This window comes from Methylocapsa polymorpha (assembly GCF_045689225.1).
Taxonomy (GTDB): domain Bacteria; phylum Pseudomonadota; class Alphaproteobacteria; order Rhizobiales; family Beijerinckiaceae; genus Methylocapsa; species Methylocapsa polymorpha.
This window is the reverse complement of the sequence record NZ_CP136862.1, coordinates 1,168,796-1,191,636: the sequence shown is the minus strand read 5'-3', so window position 1 is coordinate 1,191,636 and position 22,841 is coordinate 1,168,796. Positions and strand designations below refer to the sequence as shown.

Sequence of the window (22,841 nt, the reverse complement as noted above, 5' to 3'; positions counted from 1 at the left end):
CAATGACGGAGCCCGCGATCCCCTTCGTCCGTCTGGAAGGGGTGACGAAGCTGCATGGCCAGCTCACGGCGGTCGATAATCTCTCTCTCACGCTCGCGCGCGGCGAGTTCTTCGCGCTGCTTGGGCCATCGGGCTGCGGCAAGACAAGCCTTTTGCGCCTCATCGCCGGATTCGAGGCTCCTGATTCAGGCCGGATCTTCATCGATGGCGCGGACATGACCGAGACGCCGGCGCATAAGCGTCCGGTCAACATGATGTTCCAGACCTATGCGCTGTTTCCGCATATGAATGTTGCGCGCAATATCGGCTTCGGCCTTGTCCAGGAAGGCATGCCGAAGCCCGAGATCAAGCGCCGAGTCGCCGAAATGCTGCGGCTCGTCCAGCTTGAGGGCTTGGGCGAGCGGCGGCCGGATCAACTGTCCGGAGGGCAGAAACAACGCGTGGCGCTCGCCCGTGCGCTCGCCAAAAGGCCCAAGCTTCTCCTGCTCGATGAGCCTCTCGCCGCCCTCGATCGGCGCCTGCGGGAGGAGACCCAGTTCGAGCTTCTGCATTTGCAAAAGAGCTTTGGCGTCACCTTCCTTGTCGTGACGCATGACCAGCGCGAAGCCATGGTGATGGCGAGCCGGATCGCGGTGATGCGCACGGGGCGGATCGAGCAGATTGGAGCCCCGGCCGAGATCTATGAGAAGCCGAATTCCACCTATGTCGCGCGCTTCATCGGCGAGATCAATATTTTCGAGGGAAAGGTTGCGGCGGCGCGGGACAATTTCCTCAGCGTTTCGACCGCGGCCGGCGTCATCGAGGTCGCCAGCGATGTCGCGCATGCGCTGGGCCATGCGGTCGTGGTCGCCGTGCGCCCCGAGCGAATCCTCGTCACCCTGTCGGATTTGACCGAAGCCTCGCCGAGTCCGGTCAATGCTCTTGCGGGCGAGATCGAGGAAAAGGCCTATCTCGGCGAAGCGACGCTCTATCGGATCAGGCTCGCCTGCGGCCTCGTCTTGCGCGCCGCGGCGCAAAACGCGGAGCCTGGCGCGCGCGCTTTCGAACCAGGCGACAAGGTCGCCGCCGGCTTCGCGCCGGAAGCGGCAATTGTTCTCTCGTCATGAGCAAGGCGGCGCCGGCGCGCGGAAAATTCGGGCGAAGGCTTGTCCTCGCCTTGCCCTATATGTGGCTGGTCCTGTTTTTCCTGGTCCCTTTCGCGCTGGTGTTGAAAGTCTCGCTGTCGCAGTCCGCGCTTGGCCAGCCTCCCTATGAGCCGGTTTTCGACTCGCTCGACCCGGCGGAGATTTGGGCCAAGCTGAGCGCATTGTCGATCAGCGCCTATGCCGGGCTCATCGACGATAGCCTTTACCTGCAATCCTATCTCGATTCTCTCGCGATCGCGGCGGCGGCGACCTTCCTCACGCTTCTGATCGGCTATCCTCTGGCGCTTGCGATCGCCCGCTCGCCGGCGCGCTGGCGACCCGTGCTCCTGATGGCGGCGATCGCGCCATTCTGGACGAGTTCCCTGATCAGGGTCTACGCCTGGATCATGATCCTGAAGGATGAAGGCCTCATCAATCATGCGCTGATCGCAGTGGGCCTCATCAAGGAGCCCTTGCATATTTTCGCGACCAATTGGGCCGTGCTCATCGGCATTGTCTATTCCTATCTGCCGTTCATGATCTTGCCGCTCTATGCCGCCATTGAGAACCAGGACAAGGCGCTGATCGAGGCCGCCGCCGATCTTGGGGCGTCGGCGTCAGGCGTTTTCTGGCGGATCACCTTCCCTTTGTCGCTGCCGGGCGTCTTCGCGGGCGCGCTCATGGTCTTCATCCCCGCCGTTGGAGAATTCGTCATTCCCGATCTGCTCGGCGGCTCCGATACTTTGATGATTGGGACGACCCTGTGGAACGATTTCTTCGCCAATCGCGATTGGCCGGCGGCGGCGGCCGCCGCCGTTGCGCTCCTCGCCCTGCTCGTTGGTCCGCTCGTCTTCTATGAAAGATTGCAAATGCGGACGGGAACGGATCGGCCATGAAGCAGCCAAGGACGCCGGCGCGCCTCATCGCTTTGAGCGCGGGGTTCGCTTTTCTCTACGCCCCGATCGCGCTCGTCGTTCTCTACAGCTTTAACGCCTCCCGACTTGTCACTGTGTGGGGCGGATGGTCGACGCATTGGTATGTCGCGCTCTTCGCCAACAAGCAGCTGATGGCGAGCGCCGCGACGAGCCTCGAAGTTGCATTGGCCTCGGGCGCGATTGCAACCGTTCTCGGCGCTTTGGCGGGGCTCTCGCTCGAACGTTTCGGCTGGTTCCGCTCGCGCGGTCTTTTCGCCGCCATGATCTATGCGCCGCTGGTCCTGCCGGAAGTGATCATGGGCCTCGCCTTGCTGCTTTTCTTCGTCGCCCTCGGGTTGGAGCGCGGCTTCGTCACGCTGGTCATCGCGCATGCGACGCTGAGCCTCGGCTTCGTCTCGATCATCGTCCGCGCGCGATTGGCTGGTCTCGATCAATCGCTGGAGGAGGCCGCCAGAGATCTCGGCGCCGGGCCGCTGACCGCCTTCATCACGGTCACTTTGCCCCTCATCGCGCCGGCGGTCGCTACAGGATTTCTCCTCGCCGTGACGCTCTCGCTCGATGACCTGATTCTCGCCAGCTTCAATTCAGGGCCGGGTTCGACCACTTTGCCCATGCGCATCTACAGCGAGGTGCGGCTCGGCGTGACCCCGCAGATCAATGCGATGTCGACGCTGCTGATTGCCTTCGTTGGCGTGAGCCTGCTTCTGGCTGCCTTGGCCGGAGGGCGCGGTCAAAATCAAGCCGCTTCCCAATACCCCAAGTTGAAGCGAGAGTGAAGTCAGTCCTGACGTTCGCCGCCTTGCGCAGATTTGCCGCCATTTGACTTCGGCGACAACAGCGGCGCCGCGGCGTCGGAATGACGGATCAGGCTGCGCACATCAGGGAGGAAGGCCAGATCATCCCACGAGCCGACGACATCGAACCGAAACTGGGGGCTCTCTTGTCCGGGCCTCGGCTCGGCGGCGGATGGCGTGGCGAGGGCGCGGAGATCGAGCGCGCGTTCGGCGAAATCGATCGAGCCGCCGAAACCGAGATTGACGCCCGGGCCGCGCAGCGTTCCCTCCTCAATATCGGCTATGCCTTTTGCGATGCGCAAACCAAACCCGGCGCGATCGAAAGCGGTTCCGCCATGGCGAATGTCGACGGCGAGGGCGAGCGGCCTCTTGTCGATCCGCCGCAAGGCCTGCGCGAGATCGATGCCGACAAGCTCTCCGGGCGCGATCGTGATTTGCGCCTCGCCGTCGAGATTGCGCAGGAGTTCGCTCATGCTGGAGCCCGAACTCTCGACATTGGCCGAGCCGGTGAGAGAGCCGGTGAATCTCCCCGCCCCGATTGCGCCAGGCGGGAGGCCCGCCATCTCGACGCCGGATAATGAGCCATTCGCGCGCACCGAGACGCTGGAACTCTCCGCCGCGACGGATGCGCGGCCCTTGACCTTGCCTTGATAGGCATTCGCCTCGGCCAATGTGAATTCGAGGCGGCCGTTGCGGCTCATCAAAGCGAAGGCGGCGTCCTCCATCTCGACGCTCGGCAAAACAAGGCGCGTCGCCGAAACCCGAAGGTCGAGATCGACGAGACCGAGATCATTTGGATCGAAAGGATCCCTGTTCCATTGTCCGTCGCGGCCGACCGCGGCGGGGAGGCTTGCGAGGAACGGCCGCAAGGAAAGCAGGTTGGTCGCCAACGTGCCCGACAAGACCGGAGTTTTTTCATTGGTCTGAACCGCAAGCGCGCCTTCGAAATCATTGCCGTCTAGCCGCAAGCGCAGGCCTGAGAAGGCCGCGCCCGAGGCTTCGACGCTGGCGTCGCCTTCCAGGGCGAAATCGTCGAAAGCGGCGGGGAGGCGGATAAAATCGCCGCCCCATTCGACAAGCTTGCGCATGGATGGCGCCGCAGCGACGATGTGGCCGCCATAGTGCGCTGTCGGCGCGCTCGTCAGAACGCCTTCGGTTGCGAGCGACAAAGCGGTTCCGTCGATGTTGAGAGTCAGCGCCGACCGCCCGCCGCGCAACAGGTCGGTCGGATGCCCAACCCAAGCAGAGATGTTGGCGGTTTCATCGTGAAAGCGCGCCTGCCCGGTAACGCGCGCCGCGTCGCCGAGCTTTTGCCAGTCGAGAGTCACGTTAATGCCGTCGATCAGAATGTCGGAGGACCCGAGCTTGTTCTTGAGATGAGCGCGCCCGTCGACAAGCGTCACGGCCGCCAGCCGCGCTTCATCGGCTGACGCCGCCTGCGGACTGTTGGATTTCGCATTCGCCGCGCGGCCGATCGCGCTGTCCGAGGGCACCGGCTGGCCGTCGAGGTCTATGACCATGTCGGGCTGACCGAGGCTGGCCCACGCAATCTCGAGTTGGCCCCGCAAAAGCGCGGACACGCGCAAATATCCTTTGAGATAACGCGCGTCGATCCGAAGGGCGCCGGAAGGATCGGAGAGACTGATGTCTTCGATGCTTATATGCGGTTGCGGCAAGACGACGAAAACCGCTTGGCCTTGCGAGACCGTGGCGAGGCCGGTCATCTGGCGGACTTGCGCTTCGATCTCGGTGCGCAGGGCCTTGGTCGAGAACGCCCAAGGCGCAGCCGCAGCGACGGTCCCGACGAGAAGGAGAAGGCCGCCGAGGATCCCGACCGCGCGCGCGGCGCGTCTGCGCGGCCTCAGAGATGCGGAAGCGAGTGGCGCCATTTCGACCATGGCTCTCAAACTGCCCTTGAAGGCGTCGCCGCAACGCCGGCCAATGCTTGCTCTCGCGCTTGACTGTGTCGCTATCAAGGCGAAAAGGCCCCGATCGGTAGGATGTTGTCAAGCGGTGGCGACGCGAAGCACCGCGCCGTTCTCAACCTGCGCGAACTTCACCTACGAATCCTTCCACAAGCCGATCGAATTTATCGATTTTAACATGTTGCTGGCGTCGACCGAAGTCGAGGCTCAATGGCCGACAGCGCCGAACTCCGCCTCCAACACGCCGGCGAGATCGTCGATGCCGAACGGCTTTTGCAACACGGCGCGATCAGCGTAAGCGGAGGGAATGCCGGACCGCCCATATCCGGTCGTGAAGATGAAAGGGCAGGCGCGCCTGGCGAGGAGATCGGCGACCGGGTCAATCTTTTGTGAGCCGAGATTCACATCGAGGAGAGCGCCGTCGATCTGTTCGCGGCCGATAAATTCGATCGCCGAGGCGATGTCGCCAAAGCACCCTGCTATGCTGAAGCCAAGTTCAAACAGCGCGTCCACAAGACTGAGCGCTATGAACGGCTCGTCCTCGACGATCAAGATCCGAGGCCTTGAAACTTTAGCCGCTTGGAGGGCGAGCGTCATGTGGAGACCCGATGTTCCAACAGCACGGACTGTGCCTCGTCACCACTTCAAAGTCCAGGAAATCAAGCGTGATCGCGAGATATTCAACTCGTCGAGCGCTCTAATCCCGATCAAGATTTGTTCTGCCTTGTCCATGCGGCGGCCAGCGACGCGACTGCAACCAAAGCCCAGCCGAAAATCAGAAGCGCTCCGCCTATCGGCGCCGCCATAGGAAAGAGCCGGGCGCCGGTAAAAGCGCGTGTGGCGAGATCCCCGCAAAAGAGCGCGCCGCCCAAAATGAAAAGCGCCGCCGGGACAAGGAGCCAGACGCCACGTTGCGGCGCCGCCAGAGCGAGGGCGGCGACTGCGATTGTAGCGGCCGCGTGGAGGATCAGAAAATTGGCGGATGTGTCGATCAGCGGGCCGTGGGCTGGCCCATGGGCGGCCAGGGCGGACAACACAACGCCCGCGCCGCCGGCGAGGCCTCCCAATGCGGCCGCGATGAAGGCCAACCTGCGCATTGTTGAACTGCTCCCTTGGCGAAAGATCGCTGGCGAGCGAAGCCGGAACCCATGGCGTTTCACGCCGGCGGAAGAAATGCGCCAGTCACAAAACTTTGTGAGGTCGGCAGACTTTCGAGGCGCGAACGATTGCGGAAGCGCTCGACGCGAGACTCGCGAATCAATGGTTCGCTGCTCCGCTGATGACACCGCCGCGCGGCGCAATCCCTCGGATCGCGACACTGATTCGATTTTTCCTCGCCCTGACCGTCGGTCTATTGCTGGTTGATCTTGGCCATTTCAAGATGGCTGCGGTGTGACGAATGTCACAGACTATCAAGGATTTTTGCGCCGCCGCGGTGATCGCGCCGCTCGAAAATGTTTGGATGAATCCGATAGCCGCCTACAGGAGCTGTTCGCAACAGAGCCAAAGCGCCATCAACGTGGCCGCTGTCGCGCGGCGTCTTGTTGCGCCGCCGTCTGCACGATCGGGCGCTGGTCAGACGCGCCGCGCGATCGCCTGGAGTTGAGCCCGATAATCGGCATCGATCTCGATGTCGGCCGCGTCCGCGCTCGCCAGAAGCAGCGCCGCGATGAAGCTCTGGTCGTCAATAGCGTCGGCCAGCGCCGCTTCGATCGGCGGAATGCTGAGGCGCGGGCGCACGAGATTAAAGCGCTGTTGATCGATCGCGAGCGTCCATTTGTCGCGCAGCCATCTCGCCAGCATCGGCGCCAGCTCCTGCACGAAATTCGAGGAGCGAAGCCGCTGCAGCAGACGCAGGCCGGCGTTCCAAATATCTTTCACGTCGAGGGCGTCGCCTTCGAGCATGGCCTTCAGCGCCTGACCCACGGCGTCGTCGAGCGTGACGATCGGGTCGATCGTCTGCATGCAATGGGCGATCGCCGAGGAGCCCGGATAGATCGGGCCCATCTGCTTGGTCAACAGGCCGTGCAGCTTGATGACGGGCTCCCGGTCGTGGTTGAGCCCGGCGGCGATGCAAAACGCCATGACCGCGTCGTCCGCGACCTCCCGGACGCTCTCCTCGCGCAAATCGACGTCGGACAGGCTCGGCACGACGCCGCGTGGAAGCGAGAGCTTTTCGAGCGCAGGCAGCACGCGCAAATAGGCGGTCGCTTCGAGCCAGCCCATGAGGGCGCCCGCAAAAGCCGAGGGATCCCGATCGCGGATCGCCGAATTTATCCTTTCCTTCCGCTGCAACACTTCAGACATTACGTCTCGACTCTCGGAGGTTGGACCCGCATAGTTTCATCGCCGGATTCGCATGGACTGAGGAAAGCGGCGGCTTCAGTTGGCGCTTCCTGCTCATCGCGGTGGGCGGATTCGAGCATTTTTCGTTCCAAGGCTTTGCGCCAGCGCTCGCCAGCGATTTGCTCTTAATCTAAGGGGCGCTTCAGCCTGAGCGCTTTCGAGCGAGGGCGGGGCGGGAACAGGGTTTTCGATGGAAGTCTAAATGCGTTAACTTTTTATCTTATTCTCTATTGGTCTCAGCGTCCGCGCATGAATTGCGCGGAAGGAGCGGAGATGGAGGAGAGCGATGCGATTGCGCTTTGTTTCATTGCTGGCCGCGCTCGGGCTTGTCTCTTCGGGGATGACTGGAGGGGCGCTCGCGCAAGACGTAGGAACGCTGGAGCCGAAGCCTTTGCCGCCGCTCGCGCATCCGGAAGATCCTTTGACTCCTGCGAAAGAATTATTTGGACGCAAAGCCGAGCCTGCGCCTTTGGCCGCGCGGACGATCGGCTTTTATTCGCATGGCTGCCTCGCCGGCGGACGGCCGCTCCCGGTCAATGGTCCGGCGTGGGAGGTGATGCGGCTCTCGCGCAATCGGAACTGGGGTCATCCGGCGCTGATCGCCTTTCTCGAACGTTTCGCGCGCAAGGTTCCGACCGTCAGCAATTGGCCGGGAATTCTCGTCGGCGACATGTCGCAGCCGCGCGGCGGCCCGATGCTGACGGGGCACGCCTCGCATCAGATCGGCCTTGACGCCGATATTTGGCTGACGCCCATGCCGAATCGCGATTTGTCGCGGCTCGAGCGGGAGGAAATGTCGGCGGTGAACGTCGTTCGCGGCGATCGGCTCGACGTCGATCCGACGAGATGGACCCCCGATCATCTCGCCGTCGTCAAGGCGGCGGCGCTGGACCCGGAGGTGCAGCGCATTTTCGTCAACGCCGCGATCAAGAAGGCGATCTGCCGGGAGGCGACCGGCGATCGTTCATGGCTCAACAAAGTGCGCCCCTATTACGGGCATGACTATCATTTCCATGTCCGGCTCGCATGTCCGCAGGGCGAGGAGGCCTGCCGGGATCAAGACCCGGTCCCGCCCGGCCAAGGCTGCGACGCCTCGCTCGCCTGGTGGTTTTCTGAGTCCATCCTGCACCCAACGCCCGGGCCCTGGAAGCCGAGGCGGCCGCTGACGATGGCCCAACTGCCCACGGAGTGCAAAACGGTTCTGCTTGCGCGATAGGCGGCCGGCGAGGAAGCGAAGCCGAGCTGGGTTGAGCGCACCCGCTTACGTCTGCGTCCGCTGAAGCCGCCAAGCCGACGCTCTGCCCCCCTTGAAACAAGGGCCTGGACGCCTTACCTCCGCTTGGCCAATAGTTCGATAGTTGTAAATATATCGAACTATTGCTTACCTCGAAGGATGGAAAATCATGAGCAGATTGTCTGGCAAAACAGCAGTGGTGACAGGCGCTTCCAAGGGCATTGGCGCGGGAATCGCCAAAGGCCTTGCGGCGGAAGGCGCGGCGGTTGTCGTCAACTACGCCTCGAGCAAGGAAGGCGCTGAGCGCGTCGTTGCGGACATTAAAGCCAAGGGCGGCAAAGCGATCGCCGTGCATGGCGACGTCGCCAAGGCGGCGGATGTAAAGAAAATCTTCGCGGAGACGAAGCAAGCGTTCGGCAAGCTGGACATTCTGGTCAACAATGCCGGCGTCTATAATCTTTTGCCCCTCGATGGGCTCACGGAAAACGAATTTCACCGGCACTTCAACACCAACGTGCTAGGCCTGCTGCTGGCGACTCAGGAGGCTGCGAAGCTCTTTGGCGACGAGGGCGGCAGCGTCATCAATATCGGCTCCGCGATCACCGAACTCAATCCGGCGAATTCGGTCATCTATACCGCTACGAAAAGCGCGGTCGACGCGGTGACGCGCGTGCTGGCGAAGGAGCTTGGGCCGAGGAAAATCCGGGTCAATTCGATAAATCCCGGCGTCGTCGAAACCGAGGGCACGCATGCCGCGGGCGTCGTAGGCAGCGATTTCGAGAAGCAATTTATCGCGCTGACGCCGCTCGGGCGGACCGGGCAGCCGGACGATATAGCGCCCGTCGCTGTGTTCTTGGCGTCGGACGAAGCGCGCTGGGTCACAGGCGATACGGTGGTGGTTTCGGGCGGCTTGCGTTAAAGCGATCACGCTCTTGTGATGGCGGCGCGCCGCCGATAGAGAAATGAGCATGATCGTTTCAATTTGAAGCGGTCATGCTCGAAGGTGCGGAAATGTCGGAGCCCACTGGCAAATTGCTGACGGAGGAACAAGCTCTTCTGATCGCGAAGGCCTTGGGCGATCGGCGCCGCTACGAAATCTTGAAGCGTCTCGGCGAACGCCGGGACGCGCTGGCCTGCGGCGCGGTGCGCGACTGCATGGGCATCAATCCGGCGACGCTCTCCCACCACATGAAGGAACTCGAGACGGCGGGGCTGGTTGAGGTCGTCCGGGAAGGCAAATTCGCCAGCTATGTCCTGCGGCGAGACGTGCTTGAGGCGTTCTTCCAACGCCTGAAGGCGGATCTCGCTTAGTAACCGCGATCCGCTTCTTGTTGGCGCGGCGAAAACGGAGACCGACTGCCCTGCTATCCGCCCGAGGCGCTGTGCGACAGACTTTCGCCTTCCCCGTCTACGCGGCGCTTGGCCCGCCGCCTCTCCCTTATACTCTGGGCCAGCCGCTCAAGCAGCTCGACGGAGGTTTCCCAATCGATGCAGCCGTCGGTGATGCTCTGTCCATAGACGAGCGGCTGGCCGGAGACGAGGTCCTGCCGGCCCGCGCGCAAATGACTTTCGATCATGACGCCGATGATCCGTTGCTCTCCGGCGGCGAGCTGGCTGGCTATGTCCTCGATCACCTGTGGCTGGTTTTCCGGCTTCTTGCGGCTATTGGCGTGGCTCGCATCGATCATCAGATGCGGCGCCAGTCCTGATTGGACCGCCTCGGCGCAAGCCGCCGCGACGCTGGCGGCGTCATGATTGGGCGCGTTGCCGCCCCGCAGGATGATATGGCAATCCTCGTTGCCCGTCGTTGAAGCGATCGCGCTGCGGCCGGTCTTGGTCACCGCGAGGAAATGGTGGGGTTGGGTCGCCGCCTTTACCGCGTCGACGGCGATTCTCACATTGCCGTCGGTGCCGTTCTTGAAGCCGATCGGGCAGGAGAGGCCGGAGGCGAGCTCCCGATGCACCTGGCTTTCGGTGGTTCGCGCGCCAATCGCGCCCCAGCTTACGAGATCGGCGATATATTGCGGCGTGATCATGTCCAGGAATTCGCAGCCGGCCGGCAGGCCCAGGTTGTTGATGTCGAGCAGCAGGCTGCGGGCGATGCGCAAGCCTTTGTCGATCGCGAAGCTTCCGTCGAGGCGCGGATCGTTGATCAGGCCCTTCCAGCCGACTGTCGTTCGCGGTTTCTCGAAATAGACGCGCATGAGGATCTCGAGCTCGCCGCCAAGTCGCTTGCGCGTTTCGGCGAGGCGCGCGGCGTAATCGAGGGCGGCGTGGGGATCGTGAATCGAGCAAGGTCCGATCACGACGGCCAAACGGTCGTCCTCGCCGCGCAGGATGCGGCGCAGGGCGCTGCGGGCGCCGATGACGGTCTTGGTCGCCGTCTCGGTGCGCGCGAATTCGCGGATGATTTCGACGGGCGGCGTGAGTTCCTTGATTTCGCGGATGCGAAGGTCGTCGGTGGTCAACACGGGTTCGGCTCCAGGCTATTCGCCATACCCGCGGCGCAAAAAAGCCGCCCGGTAGGCTGGCGGCTTTTTGGGGACTTCTCTGCGATGTCGTTTAGATCATGCGCACTCCGCCTCAGCCGCCGGCAAGGGATATCCATAAAACCAAAAATAAGCGCGGCGAGAAGCGTGCGTCATAATGCAACCGTAGCCCAAATGAGAACCGATGTCATCATTTGTTTCCATCCGCGTGCGGCGTGCGGCGCGGATGAAGCGCCCAAGGGCCTAATATGGCGTCCCCTTGGCGCGTTCCGCCTGAAACGCCCGCGCATACCATTCGAGTTCATTGAGAAAGCGGCCGGTTGGCGCGGCAGCCGCTGGGGGGTCGTGCGGCTCGCCGGTTTCGGAAAAGGCGCTGCTGACGCGGCCAAAAGAGAGGATCGAAGGGATGCTCGGCATGCCGAGTTCGCTCAGGGTCATCCGCAACTGCATGGCCACCCGGACGCCGCCGTAATTGCCGGCCGAATAGCTGACGATGGCGGATGGACGCCAGAAATATTCTTCCAGAAAGTGATCGAGCAAATTCTTCAACGCGGGCGGAATGCCATGGTTGTATTCGCCGCTGACGATCACGAACCCGTCTGTCTTTCGATAGAAATTTGCGAGCTGCTCAAGAGGCGCCGGCGCGTCGCCGGCATATTCCTTGTACATGCGGTCAAGCAGAGGCAGTCGGTAAACCATCGGGTCGATCAGCGCGGTCGTATGGCCGCGGGCCCGAATCTCGGACTCGATGAAGCGCGCGACCCTGATGCCTTGGCGCTCGGTCCTGACGGAGCCGTAAAGGATGACAAAGTCCAGCGGCATGGGCCTGACCTGCTGTGGAGCGGCGCGAGCCGACCGTTGAGCTCGAAGCGAACCGTCCTGGCTTTTTAATATCATGCCGCCAAAGGCTTGGTCCATCGGTCTTGACGTCAGGGGCGGGAATCGGCGTCGTGGGCGTCAGCCATTTATTTGGCCGAAATTGAATGCGAGGGCGAACGCCGCGCGCGGCCCCAGGGGAAGCCAACTTATGGATCTCACAAAGAGCGCTTTGCTCACGGATCTTTACCAGCTCAACATGCTGCAGGCCTATCTGGAGCAGGGCGAGACCGCGGAAGCCGTGTTCGAGTTTTTCGTGCGCAGGCTTCCTGCGCGCCGCGGGTTCCTGATCGCCGCCGGGCTGGAGCAGGCGCTCGACTTCCTGCAAGACTTCCGCTTCTCGCGCGAGGAACTGGACTGGCTAGAAGCGAGCGGCCGTTTCAGCGAGGCCTTTTTGCGCAAGCTCGAAGCGTTGCGCTTTACCGGCGACGTCGAGGCCATGCCGGAAGGGCAGGCATTCTTCGCCAACGAGCCAATCCTGCGCGTCACAGCGCCCCTGGCCGAAGCGCAGCTCGTCGAGAGCCGCCTGATCAACATCCTGCATTATCAAACGCTGGTCGCCTCCAAGGCGGCGCGCATGCGGCTCGCCGCGCCCGGCAAGTCCCTCGTCGATTTCGGCTTTCGCCGCGCGCATGGCGCCGAGGCTGGGCTGATGGCCGCGCGCGCGAGCTATATCGCCGGATTCGCCGGCACCGCGACCGTGCTCGCCGGAGCGCTCTTTGGCATTCCGCTCTATGGGACCATGGCGCATTCCTTCATCGAAACCTTCGACGATGAAGCCGCCGCCTTCGAAGCCTTCGCCCGCGCGAGGCCTGACGGATTGATCCTGCTCATCGACACCTACGATGCGGAGGCCGCAGCCCGGAAGGTCGTCTCCCTCGCGCCGAAGCTGAAGGCGGCTGGAATCAATGTTGCCGGGGTTCGGCTGGACAGCGGCGATCTTGTCGCTCTCTCTCGCCGCGTGCGGCGGATTCTCGACGATGGCGGGCTCGCCGGGACGATCATCTTCGCCAGCGGCGGCCTTGATGAGGATGACCTTCATGCCTTCGCTCGGCAAGGCGCGCCAATTGACGGCTATGGCCTCGGCACGAGCCTCACGACCTCGTCTGACGTCCCTGCGCTCGACTGCGTGTACAAGCTCGAGGAATATGCGGGCCTGGCCCGACTTAAAGCCTCCCCCGGCAAGGCGACTTGGCCAGGTCGCAAGCAGGTCTGGCGCAGCTTTGACGCCGACGGTCGGATGGTTGGCGACGTGTTGTCGCTCGAAAGCGACGCACAGTCGGGCAAGCCTTTGCTCGTTCCAGCGATGCGTGCCGGACGCCGGCTCAAACCGTCGCCGACGCTCGATGAGATCAGGGCGCGCGCCCGCGAAGATCTCGAACGCTTGCCCGAACCCTTGCGAAGACTCGAATCCGGCGCGGCCTATCCGGTCGAAGTAGCCGAACCGCTGCGCCGCCTCGCCAAAGAGGTGGAGCGCCGACTGGGCCTTGCGGAGAAACCGGCGTGAGCCCTCGAATCGCCATAGCGGAAACAGACATCTTTATTGTCGTAGACGTGCAGAATGATTTTTGTCCGGGCGGCGCGCTTCCCGTTCCGGGCGGCGACGAGGTCGCGCCATTGATCAACCGGATCGCGCGCGCCTTCCCCCATGTCGTCCTGACCCAGGACTGGCATCCGCAGGCTCACGCCTCTTTCGCCTCGACCCATCCGGGGCGACAGGCCTACGAGACGATCGACATGCCCTATGGTCCGCAAGTGCTCTGGCCAGACCATTGCGTTCAAGCGACGTGGGGCGCGGACTTTCACAAGGCGTTGAAGGTCCCCCATGCCGAGCTTGTATTGCGCAAGGGCCATCACCGCGAAATAGACTCCTATTCCGCCTTCTTCGAGAATGATCGCAAGACCCCGACAGGCCTCGCCGGCTATTTGCGCGAGCGCGGATTCATCCGCGTCGTGTTGGCGGGGCTCGCGTTAGACTATTGCGTCCGCTGGACGGCCGAAGACGCAAGGCGTCTGGGTTTTTCCGCGGCAGTGGTCGAGGACGCCTGCCGCAGCCTCGATCTCAGCGGCTCGGCGGCGGCGGCGCGCGAGAGCCTGCGCGCGCTCGGCGTCGATTGCATCGCAGCCAATGACATTCTCTGACGCCGCTTTTTTGAATAGCGCCGCAGAACCTGTGATCAGCCTGGTCTCGTTTCTGAAAACGCCAGCGTCCGCTCCTTGAGCGAATCATAGATTGGCGGCTCGCCGAGCATTGTCGCGACCGCCATCGCCGAGAAACAGGCCGCCAGCATCGGCAGAAGCAGCGTCGAGCTTTCTGTCATCTCGGTGACGAGGATGATGCCGGTGAGCGGCGCCCGCACGACGGCGGTGAAGAAGGCCGCCATTCCGACCACCGCAAACGATATAGCGTGGGCTATGGGATCGGCCGCGGCCGGATGCCATAGCCCGCCAAAGAAGAAGCCCATCTGCGCCCCCAAGACGAGGAGCGGCGCGAATATGCCGCCTGGAGCGCCGGAGGAATAAGAGGCTGCGCCGAGGACCAGGCGAAGCAGGTAAAGGAGCGGGATTACGCCGAGCCCATAGGCGCCGTCGAGCGTTTGCTGGATGAGGGCCTCGCCGTCGCCGGCGAGGCTGGGCGCGAACCACGCCAGGGCGCCGATCGCGGCGCCGAGCAATGCCCCGCGTAATTCCGCCGGAACGCGCGCCAGACGGTCCGAGATTGCAAGCGCGCCGAGAAGCACGCGATTGTAGACGACGCCTAGAAATCCCGCGACAACGCCCAAAGCGAAGCACAGAAGATTGTCGCTAGGATCGGGAAATGGGAGGGCTGCGAGGGCGAAAGCCGGCTCCGGCCCCGTGAGGAGCTGAGCCGCCACGATTGCGCTGCCGGCCGCCCCGAGCGCTGCGACGGCGTTGCGCAGATCGAATCGCCGGATCAGCTCCTCCAGCACGAAGGCCGATCCCGAGAGCGGCGCATTGAACGCGGCGGCGAGACCTGCGCCTGCGCCCGCCGCCAGCAGCGCGCGCAGTCATCCGTATTCCGGCCAAACGTCTTTCCAAGGGCATGCGCCAGGGTCGCGCCCATCTGCACTGAAGGCCCCTCGCGGCCGAGCGCGAGGCCCGCGCCTATCGCCAGCAGGCCGCCGAGGAATTTGACCGGCAGGAGCATCAACGAAGGCGGCGGCAGATCGCCGCTGATGACCGCCTCGATATGCGGAATGCCGCTGCCCGCTGCATATTCCATGAAACGGCGCACGAGCCACACGGCGATGGCCGCCGCCGCCGCCGCGCCCACGATCATGAGGAAAAGCCCGACGACAGGCTCATCGCGCCACCACAGCGGCATAGCTGCGCGCAGATGAGCGGCCTGCCTTAGCGACAGCCGGAAAAGCGCGCATATGATTCCCGCGCCCGCTCCGGCGACGCCGGAAAGCAGCGCCAGCGGGAGCAAATCCGAATCGACCGCCAGCGTGAGTCTGGCTCGCGCCGATGCGAGCCATTTTTTTCTTGCGCTACGACGTGATGCTGCGGACCGGCGCCGAAAAGCGTCGACCGGGGTTAGCTGCGCCTCTGTCGACGCTTCTGATGCGTCATGGCGGAACTCGCCGTCGAGGGCCTCGGCGCCGATAGCGTCGGATTCGATCGCGAGGTCGCTCGAACGCCCGATCATGATGAGATGTTCGACATTGTCGCGTCGAATAATGACGAGCCGCCGCCGCTGGTCGATGTCGAACGCATCGGCGACGCCGAGGCGCGGCGAGTCCTTTCCCCCGCTCGCAGGGACCCGAAGCCTGCGCCTGACGGCGAGGCGAAAGATCAACAGAAGCAAACCCAGGGCGACCGGAAGCGCGATCGCGGCGGCGACGAACGTGAGACTTTCGCTCGCGAAAAACGCGTCATTCAAGGGCGGCGACCCTCCGGCTCGCGCGTCAAAACGCGACGCGGGCTCGCATATCTTAGCGCGCGTCGCGTGAACATATGCGCATCGGCCGACAAATTATCGGATTATCTGCGCGCGGCAGGGCCTGACGCCGACCTCATTGCGAGACCGGTCCGCTTAATGTAGATCACGCGCGGCGACGTTTAACGTTCTAGCGGCGCGTAGGCCCTGAACCCCGGCGGGAGTATGCGCTGAGCCCCGGTGATGATCTTCGGCAGGGCGATCGAGGCGAGTCGATACGTGTAAGAATATGTCAGACGTGTTGGGCGGGCCGGCGGCAAGGGCGCATCGGCCGTTTGCGCATCGGTCGTTTGCGCATCGGTCGTTTGAATGTCCGCCGGCGCGGCGGCTTCGATCGCGTCATGCTCCGTCGGCGCGCCGAGCATTGACGCGATCTCTGTCGGGCGCGCTGGCGGCAATGGCGGCTCCGGCAGCAGAGACTCGGACGACATGGATTTCGGCGCATTTGCCCGCGCCATGACGGTCCTGTCGCCAGGCGGAAAGGTTCGCTCTCCCGTGCCGAAGGCCGACCGCATCTTGTCCATCAGACCCGCAAAAAAGGATCCTTGCTCGGCGGGCTGCGGCTCGGCGTGGCTGCGCATCGGAGGCGTTTTGCGTGGCGTGGTCGCGGCGACCATGGTCCGCTCCTCATTGCAATTCCGAACGCCGAGCTCGATCAATTCGTTTCCGCGCAAAACCTTGTACTCGCGCGTCAAGCCTCCGAGCCGCGCCCGCACAGCGGCGGGATAAGAATCGAAGAGCTGCTGCGAAACATTCAGGTCGGTCTGGTGGTTGCGGACATCATAGGCCTGATGGAATTTGAGGATGCTGTCAGGATAGACGCAGACATTGGGCAGGCTCAGCGCCATGGTGCAGGCCGAGCGGCACTCATGCAGCCTGACTTCCCGATCCGAAAGCCGATAGATTTCGGTTTGAGCCTGATAATCCGTGACGAGGCCGCCGACGTCCTTCATGACAACGACAGCCGCTGGCATCGGAGGCGGAGCGAGATAACCCAATCTTCACCTACTCTCAACTTTAACCAACGCAACTCGGCGGCGTTCGGACGGTATCGATTCGTAGTGAACGCATTCTTAAGCAATCCAGTCGAATCTGCCTTTCGAGCAAAAGCGCCAAGTTAATGAACCCAAGTCCTGCATGAACCTGAGACGCCTATTCCGACTGTGCCTTTAAATATGGCGCGACTTTGACCATGCCGATTTATGTGGACGGACGCTCTCGCATTCGCTTTGATCTGAACACAAGCCTGATCGAGGCCTGCAGGGAGGTTCGACGAGTCTTGCAAGATTAGCCGGCTCCGACCATTTGAGGTCTCAGGCTAGGCGATGTTTTTCGGGGCCACGGTTTTAAAATGGCGTGACATAAGATGACGATGGCTAGTCGAACTCATATCGCCGCCGATCCGGGTTTCGGGATCTATGTGCATTGGCCGTTCTGCCTTTCAAAATGTCCCTATTGCGATTTCAACAGCCACGTCCGCGCCAGTCCCATCGATGAAGAGCGCTATCTCGCGGCCTATAAGGCGGAGCTTGCTCATCGCGCCGGCCTCACCAAGGGCCGCACGGTGTCCTCGGTCTTTTTCGGCGGCGGCACGCCTTCCTTGATGCGGGAAAAAACGGTCGCGTCCATCCTTGATGCGATCGCGGGACATTGGCCCATCGCGCCGCATGCGGAGATCACGCTCGAAGCCAATCCGACCAGCGTCGAGGCCAACCGTTTTCGCGGCCTTCGCGCGGCCGGCGTCAATCGCGTCTCGCTCGGCGTGCAGGCGCTGAACGACGCCGATCTGAAAGCGCTCGGGCGGGCTCATAGCGCGGCGGAAGCCATGGCGGCGGTGGGGCTCGCCGCCTCGGTTTTCGAGCGCTACTCCTTCGATCTGATCTATGCGCGGCCGGGCCAAACGGCGAAGGATTGGCGGCGCGAATTGCAAGCCGCGATCTCGCGCGCGAAAGATCATCTCTCGCTCTATCAGCTTACGATCGAACCCGACACGATGTTCGAGCGGTTGCGCGACAGCGGCAAGCTCGCGATCCCAGACGCCGATCGCGCACGCGAGCTATGGGACGCAACGCAGGAGGAGATGTCGCGGGCGGGGCTTCCCGCCTATGAAATCTCCAATCATGCAAGGCCCGGCGCGGAAAGCCGGCATAATCTGATCTATTGGCGTTATGGCGAATATGTCGGCGTCGGTCCCGGCGCGCATGGCCGTATCCTGACGCCGAAGGGCCGCCGCGCCCAGGCCACGGAGCGTCATCCCGAAATGTGGTTGACGGTGGTCGAGACAGATGGGCATGCGCTCGTCGAGGACGAGGATTTGACCAAGGACGAGCAGGCCGACGAATTTCTCTTGATGGGGCTGCGCCTCGCCGAAGGAATCGAGCCGACCAGGTTCCAGGCCATGTCCGGCCGTTGCCTCGATCCAAGCCGCGTCGCCTCGTTGATCGCCGAGGGCATGGTCGAACACGCGCCGGATGGTCGAATAAGAGTGAGCGCGGAAGGCTTTCCTCTGCTCGACGCCGTCGTCGCGGACCTCGCCGCCTGACAAGAACCTCCCACCGGCGCCCTATTAGCTTTTCGAGTCGCTCAAAGAACGGGCGCATTGAGGCGGCGTTTCGAATAAGAGCCGCGTCCTTTTGAATTAGGCGCGGCCGACTCGATGAACAGGTCCACGACTGCTTCAAGTTGAATCAGTCATGGCCTTGTTGAGCTTGATTCGAATGAAGCCAAACATGATTAAGAAATTCGTTCAGCGAATCGAAAACCGATTCGTCGCAGCATCGCGTCGGCGACAGTGTCCGTCGCCGAAATCTCGCCGCAGTCTGCGCCTTCTTCCGTTAATACATTCGACCGCAAGAAGGCCTTTCGCACAATTCCGAAGAGGGCGTCGAAATGCAAACGGAAAGGCTTTCGCGAAACCTGTAGGGCGCGCCGACATATGCTCGCCACATTCAGCGACTTAGCTTGGCAAGTCGCAAACCTGTCGGCTCGGCGGCGATCTCGTGCGAGGGGCATGAACCATCATGTTACGGGACATTAACCGGTCGAGATTTAAGAGCACTCTTGTTACAAATGCGGCTTTCGCCGTTAACCGATCCGCGACGAGCGCGGCGAAACCGACAACAGCGAGTTTTGATTTGCGACAATCGGGCGCCAGCGCGGCTTTCAAAGAGCATGGTCTTTTCGCCGCTGCGACTTACGCCGGCGCCTTTCTGCTCAGCATGTTGCTTCCCTCCTCGACGGAGACCGCGATCGCCAATGGCGATACGCGCACGTTGAGCCTCTATCATTCACATACCGGCGAATCGATCGACGCGACCTTCCGCGTCAATGGGTCCTATGATCCGGCGGTTCTCGAGAAGCTCAATTGGTTCCTGCGCGATTGGCGCAACAACGATCGGGCCAAGATGGACCCGCGTCTTTTCGACGTCGTCTGGGAGGTCTATCGCACCGCCGGCGCGAATGAGCCGATCGTCATCGTCTCCGCTTATCGCTCTCCCGAGACCAACGCCATGTTGCGCCGGCGCTCCCGCGCAGTCGCCGAACATTCGCAACATATCCTCGGCAAGGCGATGGATACGACGATGCCCGGCATGTCGATGGAGAAAATTCGCGAAGTCGGCCTGCGCCTGCAAAGAGGCGGCGTCGGCTATTACGGCGCATCGAACTTTGTTCATCTCGACGTAGGCAGCGTAAGGTACTGGCCGCGCATGAGCTATGAACAGCTCGCGCGGGTTTTCCCTGATGGAAAAACCGTCCATCTCGCCTCGAATGGCAGAGCGTTGCCGCGCTATGAAGAGGCCCGCGCCGAAATCGCCGCGCGCGGCGGCGTCACAAGCGATGCGCCGGCTCCGAGCGGCGGAAACTTCTTCGCTTGGCTGTTCGGCAACCACGATCGCGACCAAGAGGAAGACGCCGAAGTCGTTCGTGGCGCAGGCTCGCGTCGTGACCGCACGCGGGTTGCTTCGCTCGCCGGGGCGGCGCGGGACGATCGGGGCCGAGGCCCAGATCAGTGAAGACGATAGCCGCCGCGCGGTCGCGGCGACGACAAGGACCGCCGCTTCCGATCGCCGTGATGGGCGCTCGGGTCCGGCCCAGCAATCTGTCGCGGCGGCAGCGGCAGCGGCCGCGAGCGAGCCGGAGCAAGCCGCAGCAGGCGCGGGTAAGACCGTCGTGGCAAGCCTCGAGAGCGCCGAGCCTTCGCGACAAGCGCGGCGAGATCGACGATCGCGACGCGGCCACCGGCAGCATATCCACAGACAAGGGCGAGAAGAGATTGGGCTTGGCGGCCCATGCCGCCGTCGCGTCCGCTTGAACCTAGTCGCCGTCGCGGACGTGCCGACGCCGCCCGCGCGGCCCGAGAGCCTCACGCGCGTGGCGGCTTTGGCGACGCGCGATCGCGTCGACGTAAATGCCAAGCCGGTAGGGGCAAAGAGCGATGCGATCAGCGGCCCGAGCGTCGCCGCCGCGGGAAATCCGCAGCTCGCGCGCGCCGCGAGCCTTCCGGTCGTGATCACTCAGGGACCAAAGGATCGAGCCGGCGTGCCCTCCGAAGTTCTCGCCTATGCCGACGGGGGGCCGCAGGCTCCGAGGCTCCGCGCTGCGCCGGGCAAGGATGCGGGCGACTCGCAAGGGACGACGATCGTGCCGGCCCGGCTCGACCATTCCAATTTCCCGAGCCTTACGGGCGACGTCGCCACCGCAAGCGCGCCGACGCCATCCGTCCTCGGCCAAGCGCTCACCGGCTTGCGCCAAGCGGCGCGCATCATCCCCGACGCTTTGTCCGGCCTGCCGACCGCTGGTTTCCTATCGGCCTTTAAAGCCGTCGCGAGCGAACTCGACAGCGCTCATTTCTCCGGTCCGTCGGCGAAGCCGGCCGCATCATCCGTGAGCATAGCGGAAGCTTCGACGCCGCGTAAAAACTGAGGCCGAACGGATTTAGAGTCCCGGTCATTTTCACCGGGACTCGACCGGGGCCTAAGTCTCATCGCGTGGATGTGCGACGGTCGGTCAGGCTCCAAGGGCCGCCTCCGGCCGCCGCGAGATAGAGGAAAATAAAACAGAAGAGCACGGCGGGCTCGCCCTGGTTGAGGGCGGGGAAGAAGCTTTTGCTGGCGTGGGCGATGAAATAGGCGACGGCCATCTCGCCGGACAGAATGAAGGCCACCGGCCGGGTGAACGCGCCAAGCAGAAGCAGAATGCCGCCGACGAGCTCCAGAGCGCCGGCGAAGCCTAGCAGCGACAGCAGCTTGAGGTCATCGAAAGCGGCCACATGGGGAAAGCCGAAGAATTTCGCTGTCGCATGCTGGAGAAGCAAAAGAGCCGAGACGATCCGCAAGACGCTGAGGAGGCGGGGCGACCAAGCGGCGGCGATGCGCGCTAGAGCCATGATGAGAAATCCCTTCGCTGGAATGAAAACAGCCTTGCAACAGGCGCAGGGGAGAAGGCCGCGGCGGCCGCGGAAGCGCAATCAACTTCCTTCGAGCAGCCTCGCGGCATAGGCTTTGGCGCTTGCTGCGAGATCCTCGTCGGTGAGGTCGTAAAGCGCGCCGTGCAGCGCTACGCTCGGCAGGAATTTGGCCCCGACATAGATCGCCGTCGCCTCGAGCCATTTGGTCAGCTCGCTCATGGCGAAGCGGTTTTGCCCACCGGCCTGATAGGCCTCGGCCTTTCCACCAGTCGAAAAAGCGAGTCCGATCTCCTTGTCCTTCAGCTTGTCGCCGCCGGGACCAAAGGCCCATCCATAAGTCAGAACCTCGTCGATCCACTGCTTCAGGAAAGCTGGAGTCGAAAACCAGAATATTGGGAATTGAAAAATGATGCGGTCATGCGCCTCGACAAGTTTCTGTTCGGCCGCGACATCGATCTTTCGATCCGGATAGGCTTCATAGATGTCGTGGACGGTGATCGCATCGGCATGCGCGCGAAGCTCTTCGGCCCAGCGCTTGTTGACGCGCGATCGGGCGATGTCGGGGTGGGCGAGTACGACAAGGGTTTTCTTGGGCATGGATGATCTCTTCGTTAGGGACAAATCCAAAAGGGCGTTCGCCTCGAAGCCGGCTACGCACGAGCGCCTGGGGCGCGCTTCACGAGGCGAAATCCTCGTCTGACGATCCGCCTCGAACCGGGTTTGACTAATCTGCCTCTTCTCAAGCCCCAAAAAAACTGAGAAAAGCTCGCCATTAATCATCGAATTTATAGATGGAGTTCATGGACGGCCTTTCCTTCGATCACATTCGGGTCTTTCTGGCGGTCGTGGAGCAGGGCAGCTTTTCCGCCGCCGCCCGGTCATTGAGCCGGGCGCAATCCGCCGTCACCTATTCGATCCGCAAGCTCGAGGATCAGATCGGCGCGGCGCTGTTCGATCGCTCCGACTACCGGCCTGTTCTCACCGAGGCCGGGCGCAGTTTGCTGCCGCGAGCGCGGCGGATCGGCGAAGAGGTCGGACTATTTCAGAACCAAGCCCGCGGCATCGCAGGCGGATTGGAGCCCGAGCTATCGCTCGTCATTGATTCGATGTTCCCAATGGATGCGCTGGTTGGGGCTTTGAAAGCGTTCCAGGAGCGTTATCCGACCGTTCAGACGCGCATCTATGTTGAGAGCCTCGGCGGGGCGGCCCGCCTCGTCCAGGGGGATCTCTGCGCGCTTGGCGTCCTTTGCGCTTTCGCCAGCGATACGATTGCGTTGAAGCGGGTCCCTCTGCTCGATGTCGAGCTGGTGATGGTTGCTGCCCCGGAACATCCCTTGGCCAAGCTCGATGGGTTGGCGCCCTCGGAGATCCTCCGCGATCACATCCAGCTCGTCCTGACCGACCCTTCCGGCTTCACGGGCGACAAGGATTACGGCGTCTACGCGACGCAGACTTGGCGGCTTGGCGATCTCGGCGCCAAGCACGCCCTGCTGAGAGAAGGGCTCGGCTATGGCAGCATGCCGGCCCATATGGTCGAAGAAGATCTCGCCGCCGGCCGGCTCGTGCGGCTCCTTCCGAAGGAATGGGATGACGGCCGCGCTGCCTCGCTCCCCATGTGCGCCGCCCATCGCGCCGATCGATCGATCGGCCCGGCGACGCAATGGATGTTGGAGCGTCTCGCGACATCATCGAGGAAACCTGGCTGAAGATGCGATTAAACGGATCGCGTTTGCTTCCGCCTTCGCGGGAT

The 22,841-nt window shown here is 62.8% G+C and carries 23 protein-coding genes; 12 read left to right on the top strand and 11 right to left on the bottom strand.

The window, feature by feature from the left end; genetic code table 11:
- The first annotated feature begins 2 nt into the window (after positions 1–2).
- The 3 genes from RZS28_RS05600 to RZS28_RS05590 are packed head-to-tail and all read left to right on the top strand — an operon-like array spanning position 3 to position 2,835.
- Positions 3–1,106: an ABC transporter ATP-binding protein gene (locus RZS28_RS05600; protein ID WP_407340348.1), complete on the top strand. Its 1,104-nt coding sequence runs from the start codon at positions 3–5 to the stop codon at positions 1,104–1,106.
- Positions 1,103–2,020: an ABC transporter permease gene (locus tag RZS28_RS05595; protein WP_407340347.1), complete on the top strand. Its 918-nt coding sequence runs from the start codon at positions 1,103–1,105 to the stop codon at positions 2,018–2,020. The genes RZS28_RS05600 and RZS28_RS05595 overlap by 4 nt, the downstream gene beginning before the upstream one ends.
- Complete coding sequence (locus RZS28_RS05590) at positions 2,017–2,835, top strand: ABC transporter permease (RefSeq protein ID WP_407340346.1); 819 nt, start codon at positions 2,017–2,019, stop codon at positions 2,833–2,835. Before RZS28_RS05595 ends, RZS28_RS05590 begins: the two co-directional genes overlap by 4 nt.
- Positions 2,836–2,837: 2 nt before the next feature.
- Here RZS28_RS05590 and RZS28_RS05585 read toward each other — a convergent pair whose 3' ends face one another.
- The 4 genes from RZS28_RS05585 to RZS28_RS05570 all read right to left on the bottom strand — a co-directional run bounded on the left by RZS28_RS05585 (position 2,838) and on the right by RZS28_RS05570 (position 7,085).
- Entirely contained in the window at positions 2,838–4,742 is a 1,905-nt protein-coding gene (locus tag RZS28_RS05585; protein WP_407340345.1) for an AsmA family protein, read from the bottom strand.
- Between the two features lie 243 nt (positions 4,743–4,985).
- Positions 4,986–5,375, bottom strand: a complete 390-nt coding sequence (locus RZS28_RS05580; RefSeq protein ID WP_407340344.1) for a response regulator — start codon at positions 5,373–5,375, stop codon at positions 4,986–4,988.
- A gap of 110 nt (positions 5,376–5,485) precedes the next feature.
- Positions 5,486–5,875 carry a DUF423 domain-containing protein gene (locus tag RZS28_RS05575; RefSeq protein ID WP_407340343.1) on the bottom strand — a complete coding sequence of 130 codons (390 nt, stop codon included), beginning with the start codon at positions 5,873–5,875 and terminating at the stop codon, positions 5,486–5,488.
- Between the two features lie 478 nt (positions 5,876–6,353).
- Entirely contained in the window at positions 6,354–7,085 is a 732-nt protein-coding gene (locus tag RZS28_RS05570) for a hypothetical protein (protein WP_407340342.1), read from the bottom strand.
- 325 nt (positions 7,086–7,410) lie between these two features.
- On the opposite strand from RZS28_RS05570, the gene mepA reads away from it, so the two are divergent.
- From mepA to RZS28_RS05555, 3 genes are all read left to right on the top strand, one after another.
- Entirely contained in the window at positions 7,411–8,340 is a 930-nt protein-coding gene (gene mepA, locus RZS28_RS05565) for a penicillin-insensitive murein endopeptidase (protein WP_407340341.1), read from the top strand.
- 187 nt (positions 8,341–8,527) lie between these two features.
- Positions 8,528–9,277: an SDR family NAD(P)-dependent oxidoreductase gene (locus tag RZS28_RS05560; RefSeq protein ID WP_407340340.1), complete on the top strand. Its 750-nt coding sequence runs from the start codon at positions 8,528–8,530 to the stop codon at positions 9,275–9,277.
- Between the two features lie 92 nt (positions 9,278–9,369).
- A complete protein-coding gene (locus RZS28_RS05555; protein ID WP_407340339.1) occupies positions 9,370–9,669 on the top strand; it encodes an ArsR/SmtB family transcription factor in 300 nt (99 codons plus the stop codon).
- A 53-nt stretch (positions 9,670–9,722) separates the two neighbouring features.
- On the opposite strand, the gene RZS28_RS05550 is transcribed toward RZS28_RS05555, so the two are convergent.
- Together RZS28_RS05550 and RZS28_RS05545 are read right to left on the bottom strand one after the other, a co-directional pair.
- Positions 9,723–10,829, bottom strand: coding sequence for a 3-deoxy-7-phosphoheptulonate synthase (locus tag RZS28_RS05550; protein ID WP_407340338.1), 1,107 nt, complete (start codon positions 10,827–10,829; stop codon positions 9,723–9,725).
- A gap of 261 nt (positions 10,830–11,090) precedes the next feature.
- Positions 11,091–11,669 carry an NADPH-dependent FMN reductase gene (locus RZS28_RS05545; RefSeq protein ID WP_407340337.1) on the bottom strand — a complete coding sequence of 193 codons (579 nt, stop codon included), beginning with the start codon at positions 11,667–11,669 and terminating at the stop codon, positions 11,091–11,093.
- Positions 11,670–11,874: 205 nt separating this feature from the next.
- On the opposite strand from RZS28_RS05545, the gene RZS28_RS05540 reads away from it, so the two are divergent.
- Together RZS28_RS05540 and pncA are read left to right on the top strand one after the other, a co-directional pair.
- The gene (locus tag RZS28_RS05540; protein ID WP_407340336.1) at positions 11,875–13,230 is read left to right on the top strand and encodes a nicotinate phosphoribosyltransferase; all 1,356 of its coding nucleotides are present in this window, start codon (positions 11,875–11,877) and stop codon (positions 13,228–13,230) included.
- Entirely contained in the window at positions 13,227–13,865 is a 639-nt protein-coding gene (gene pncA, locus RZS28_RS05535; protein ID WP_407340335.1) for a bifunctional nicotinamidase/pyrazinamidase, read from the top strand. The genes RZS28_RS05540 and pncA overlap by 4 nt, the downstream gene beginning before the upstream one ends.
- A 35-nt stretch (positions 13,866–13,900) precedes the next feature.
- Here the strand turns inward: pncA and RZS28_RS05530 are convergent, their stop codons facing one another.
- The 3 genes from RZS28_RS05530 to RZS28_RS05520 all read right to left on the bottom strand — a co-directional run bounded on the left by RZS28_RS05530 (position 13,901) and on the right by RZS28_RS05520 (position 16,637).
- The gene (locus RZS28_RS05530; protein ID WP_407341051.1) at positions 13,901–14,740 is read right to left on the bottom strand and encodes a chloride channel protein; all 840 of its coding nucleotides are present in this window, start codon (positions 14,738–14,740) and stop codon (positions 13,901–13,903) included.
- Positions 14,659–15,627, bottom strand: a complete 969-nt coding sequence (locus tag RZS28_RS05525; protein ID WP_407340334.1) for a chloride channel protein — start codon at positions 15,625–15,627, stop codon at positions 14,659–14,661. Before RZS28_RS05525 ends, RZS28_RS05530 begins: the two co-directional genes overlap by 82 nt.
- Before the next feature lie 179 nt (positions 15,628–15,806).
- A complete protein-coding gene (locus tag RZS28_RS05520) occupies positions 15,807–16,637 on the bottom strand; it encodes a hypothetical protein (protein WP_407340333.1) in 831 nt (276 codons plus the stop codon).
- A 419-nt stretch (positions 16,638–17,056) separates the two neighbouring features.
- Here RZS28_RS05520 and hemW point away from each other — a divergent pair, with 419 nt between their 5' ends.
- The 3 genes from hemW to RZS28_RS05505 all read left to right on the top strand — a co-directional run bounded on the left by hemW (position 17,057) and on the right by RZS28_RS05505 (position 20,607).
- Positions 17,057–18,226, top strand: a complete 1,170-nt coding sequence (hemW, locus tag RZS28_RS05515) for a radical SAM family heme chaperone HemW (RefSeq protein WP_407340332.1) — start codon at positions 17,057–17,059, stop codon at positions 18,224–18,226.
- 592 nt (positions 18,227–18,818) lie between these two features.
- Complete coding sequence (locus RZS28_RS05510) at positions 18,819–19,697, top strand: DUF882 domain-containing protein (RefSeq protein ID WP_407340331.1); 879 nt, start codon at positions 18,819–18,821, stop codon at positions 19,695–19,697.
- Between the two features lie 295 nt (positions 19,698–19,992).
- On the top strand, positions 19,993–20,607 hold the full coding sequence (locus RZS28_RS05505; RefSeq protein WP_407340330.1) for a hypothetical protein: 615 nt from the start codon (positions 19,993–19,995) through the stop codon (positions 20,605–20,607).
- Between the two features lie 58 nt (positions 20,608–20,665).
- On the opposite strand, the gene RZS28_RS05500 is transcribed toward RZS28_RS05505, so the two are convergent.
- Positions 20,666–21,070, bottom strand: a complete 405-nt coding sequence (locus RZS28_RS05500) for a DoxX family protein (RefSeq protein WP_407340329.1) — start codon at positions 21,068–21,070, stop codon at positions 20,666–20,668.
- Positions 21,071–21,151: 81 nt separating this feature from the next.
- Positions 21,152–21,688 carry an NAD(P)H-dependent oxidoreductase gene (locus RZS28_RS05495; RefSeq protein ID WP_407340328.1) on the bottom strand — a complete coding sequence of 179 codons (537 nt, stop codon included), beginning with the start codon at positions 21,686–21,688 and terminating at the stop codon, positions 21,152–21,154.
- A gap of 203 nt (positions 21,689–21,891) precedes the next feature.
- On the opposite strand from RZS28_RS05495, the gene RZS28_RS05490 reads away from it, so the two are divergent.
- Positions 21,892–22,797 (top strand): LysR family transcriptional regulator, encoded by a 906-nt coding sequence (locus tag RZS28_RS05490; protein WP_407340327.1) that lies wholly within the window; start codon positions 21,892–21,894, stop codon positions 22,795–22,797.
- Positions 22,798–22,841 lie beyond the last annotated feature (44 nt).

Excerpts from the sequence above, each read along its gene's own strand:
- RZS28_RS05580 (WP_407340344.1), bottom strand. The coding sequence starts at position 5,375 with ATGACGCTCGCCCTCCAAGCGGCTAAAGTTTCAAGGCCTCGGATCTTG.
- RZS28_RS05555 (WP_407340339.1), top strand. The coding sequence starts at position 9,370 with ATGTCGGAGCCCACTGGCAAATTGCTGACGGAGGAACAAGCTCTTCTG.
- RZS28_RS05520 (WP_407340333.1), bottom strand. The coding sequence starts at position 16,637 with ATGAAGGACGTCGGCGGCCTCGTCACGGATTATCAGGCTCAAACCGAA.
- RZS28_RS05590 (WP_407340346.1), top strand. The coding sequence starts at position 2,017 with ATGAAGCAGCCAAGGACGCCGGCGCGCCTCATCGCTTTGAGCGCGGGG.
- RZS28_RS05575 (WP_407340343.1), bottom strand. The coding sequence starts at position 5,875 with ATGCGCAGGTTGGCCTTCATCGCGGCCGCATTGGGAGGCCTCGCCGGC.
- RZS28_RS05560 (WP_407340340.1), top strand. The coding sequence starts at position 8,528 with ATGAGCAGATTGTCTGGCAAAACAGCAGTGGTGACAGGCGCTTCCAAG.
- RZS28_RS05585 (WP_407340345.1), bottom strand. The coding sequence starts at position 4,742 with ATGGCGCCACTCGCTTCCGCATCTCTGAGGCCGCGCAGACGCGCCGCG.
- mepA (WP_407340341.1), top strand. The coding sequence starts at position 7,411 with ATGCGATTGCGCTTTGTTTCATTGCTGGCCGCGCTCGGGCTTGTCTCT.
- hemW (WP_407340332.1), top strand. The coding sequence starts at position 17,057 with ATGGCTAGTCGAACTCATATCGCCGCCGATCCGGGTTTCGGGATCTAT.
- RZS28_RS05495 (WP_407340328.1), bottom strand. The coding sequence starts at position 21,688 with ATGCCCAAGAAAACCCTTGTCGTACTCGCCCACCCCGACATCGCCCGA.
- RZS28_RS05490 (WP_407340327.1), top strand. The coding sequence starts at position 21,892 with ATGGACGGCCTTTCCTTCGATCACATTCGGGTCTTTCTGGCGGTCGTG.
- RZS28_RS05500 (WP_407340329.1), bottom strand. The coding sequence starts at position 21,070 with ATGGCTCTAGCGCGCATCGCCGCCGCTTGGTCGCCCCGCCTCCTCAGC.
- RZS28_RS05600 (WP_407340348.1), top strand. The coding sequence starts at position 3 with ATGACGGAGCCCGCGATCCCCTTCGTCCGTCTGGAAGGGGTGACGAAG.
- RZS28_RS05545 (WP_407340337.1), bottom strand. The coding sequence starts at position 11,669 with ATGCCGCTGGACTTTGTCATCCTTTACGGCTCCGTCAGGACCGAGCGC.
- RZS28_RS05570 (WP_407340342.1), bottom strand. The coding sequence starts at position 7,085 with ATGTCTGAAGTGTTGCAGCGGAAGGAAAGGATAAATTCGGCGATCCGC.
- RZS28_RS05595 (WP_407340347.1), top strand. The coding sequence starts at position 1,103 with ATGAGCAAGGCGGCGCCGGCGCGCGGAAAATTCGGGCGAAGGCTTGTC.
- RZS28_RS05540 (WP_407340336.1), top strand. The coding sequence starts at position 11,875 with ATGGATCTCACAAAGAGCGCTTTGCTCACGGATCTTTACCAGCTCAAC.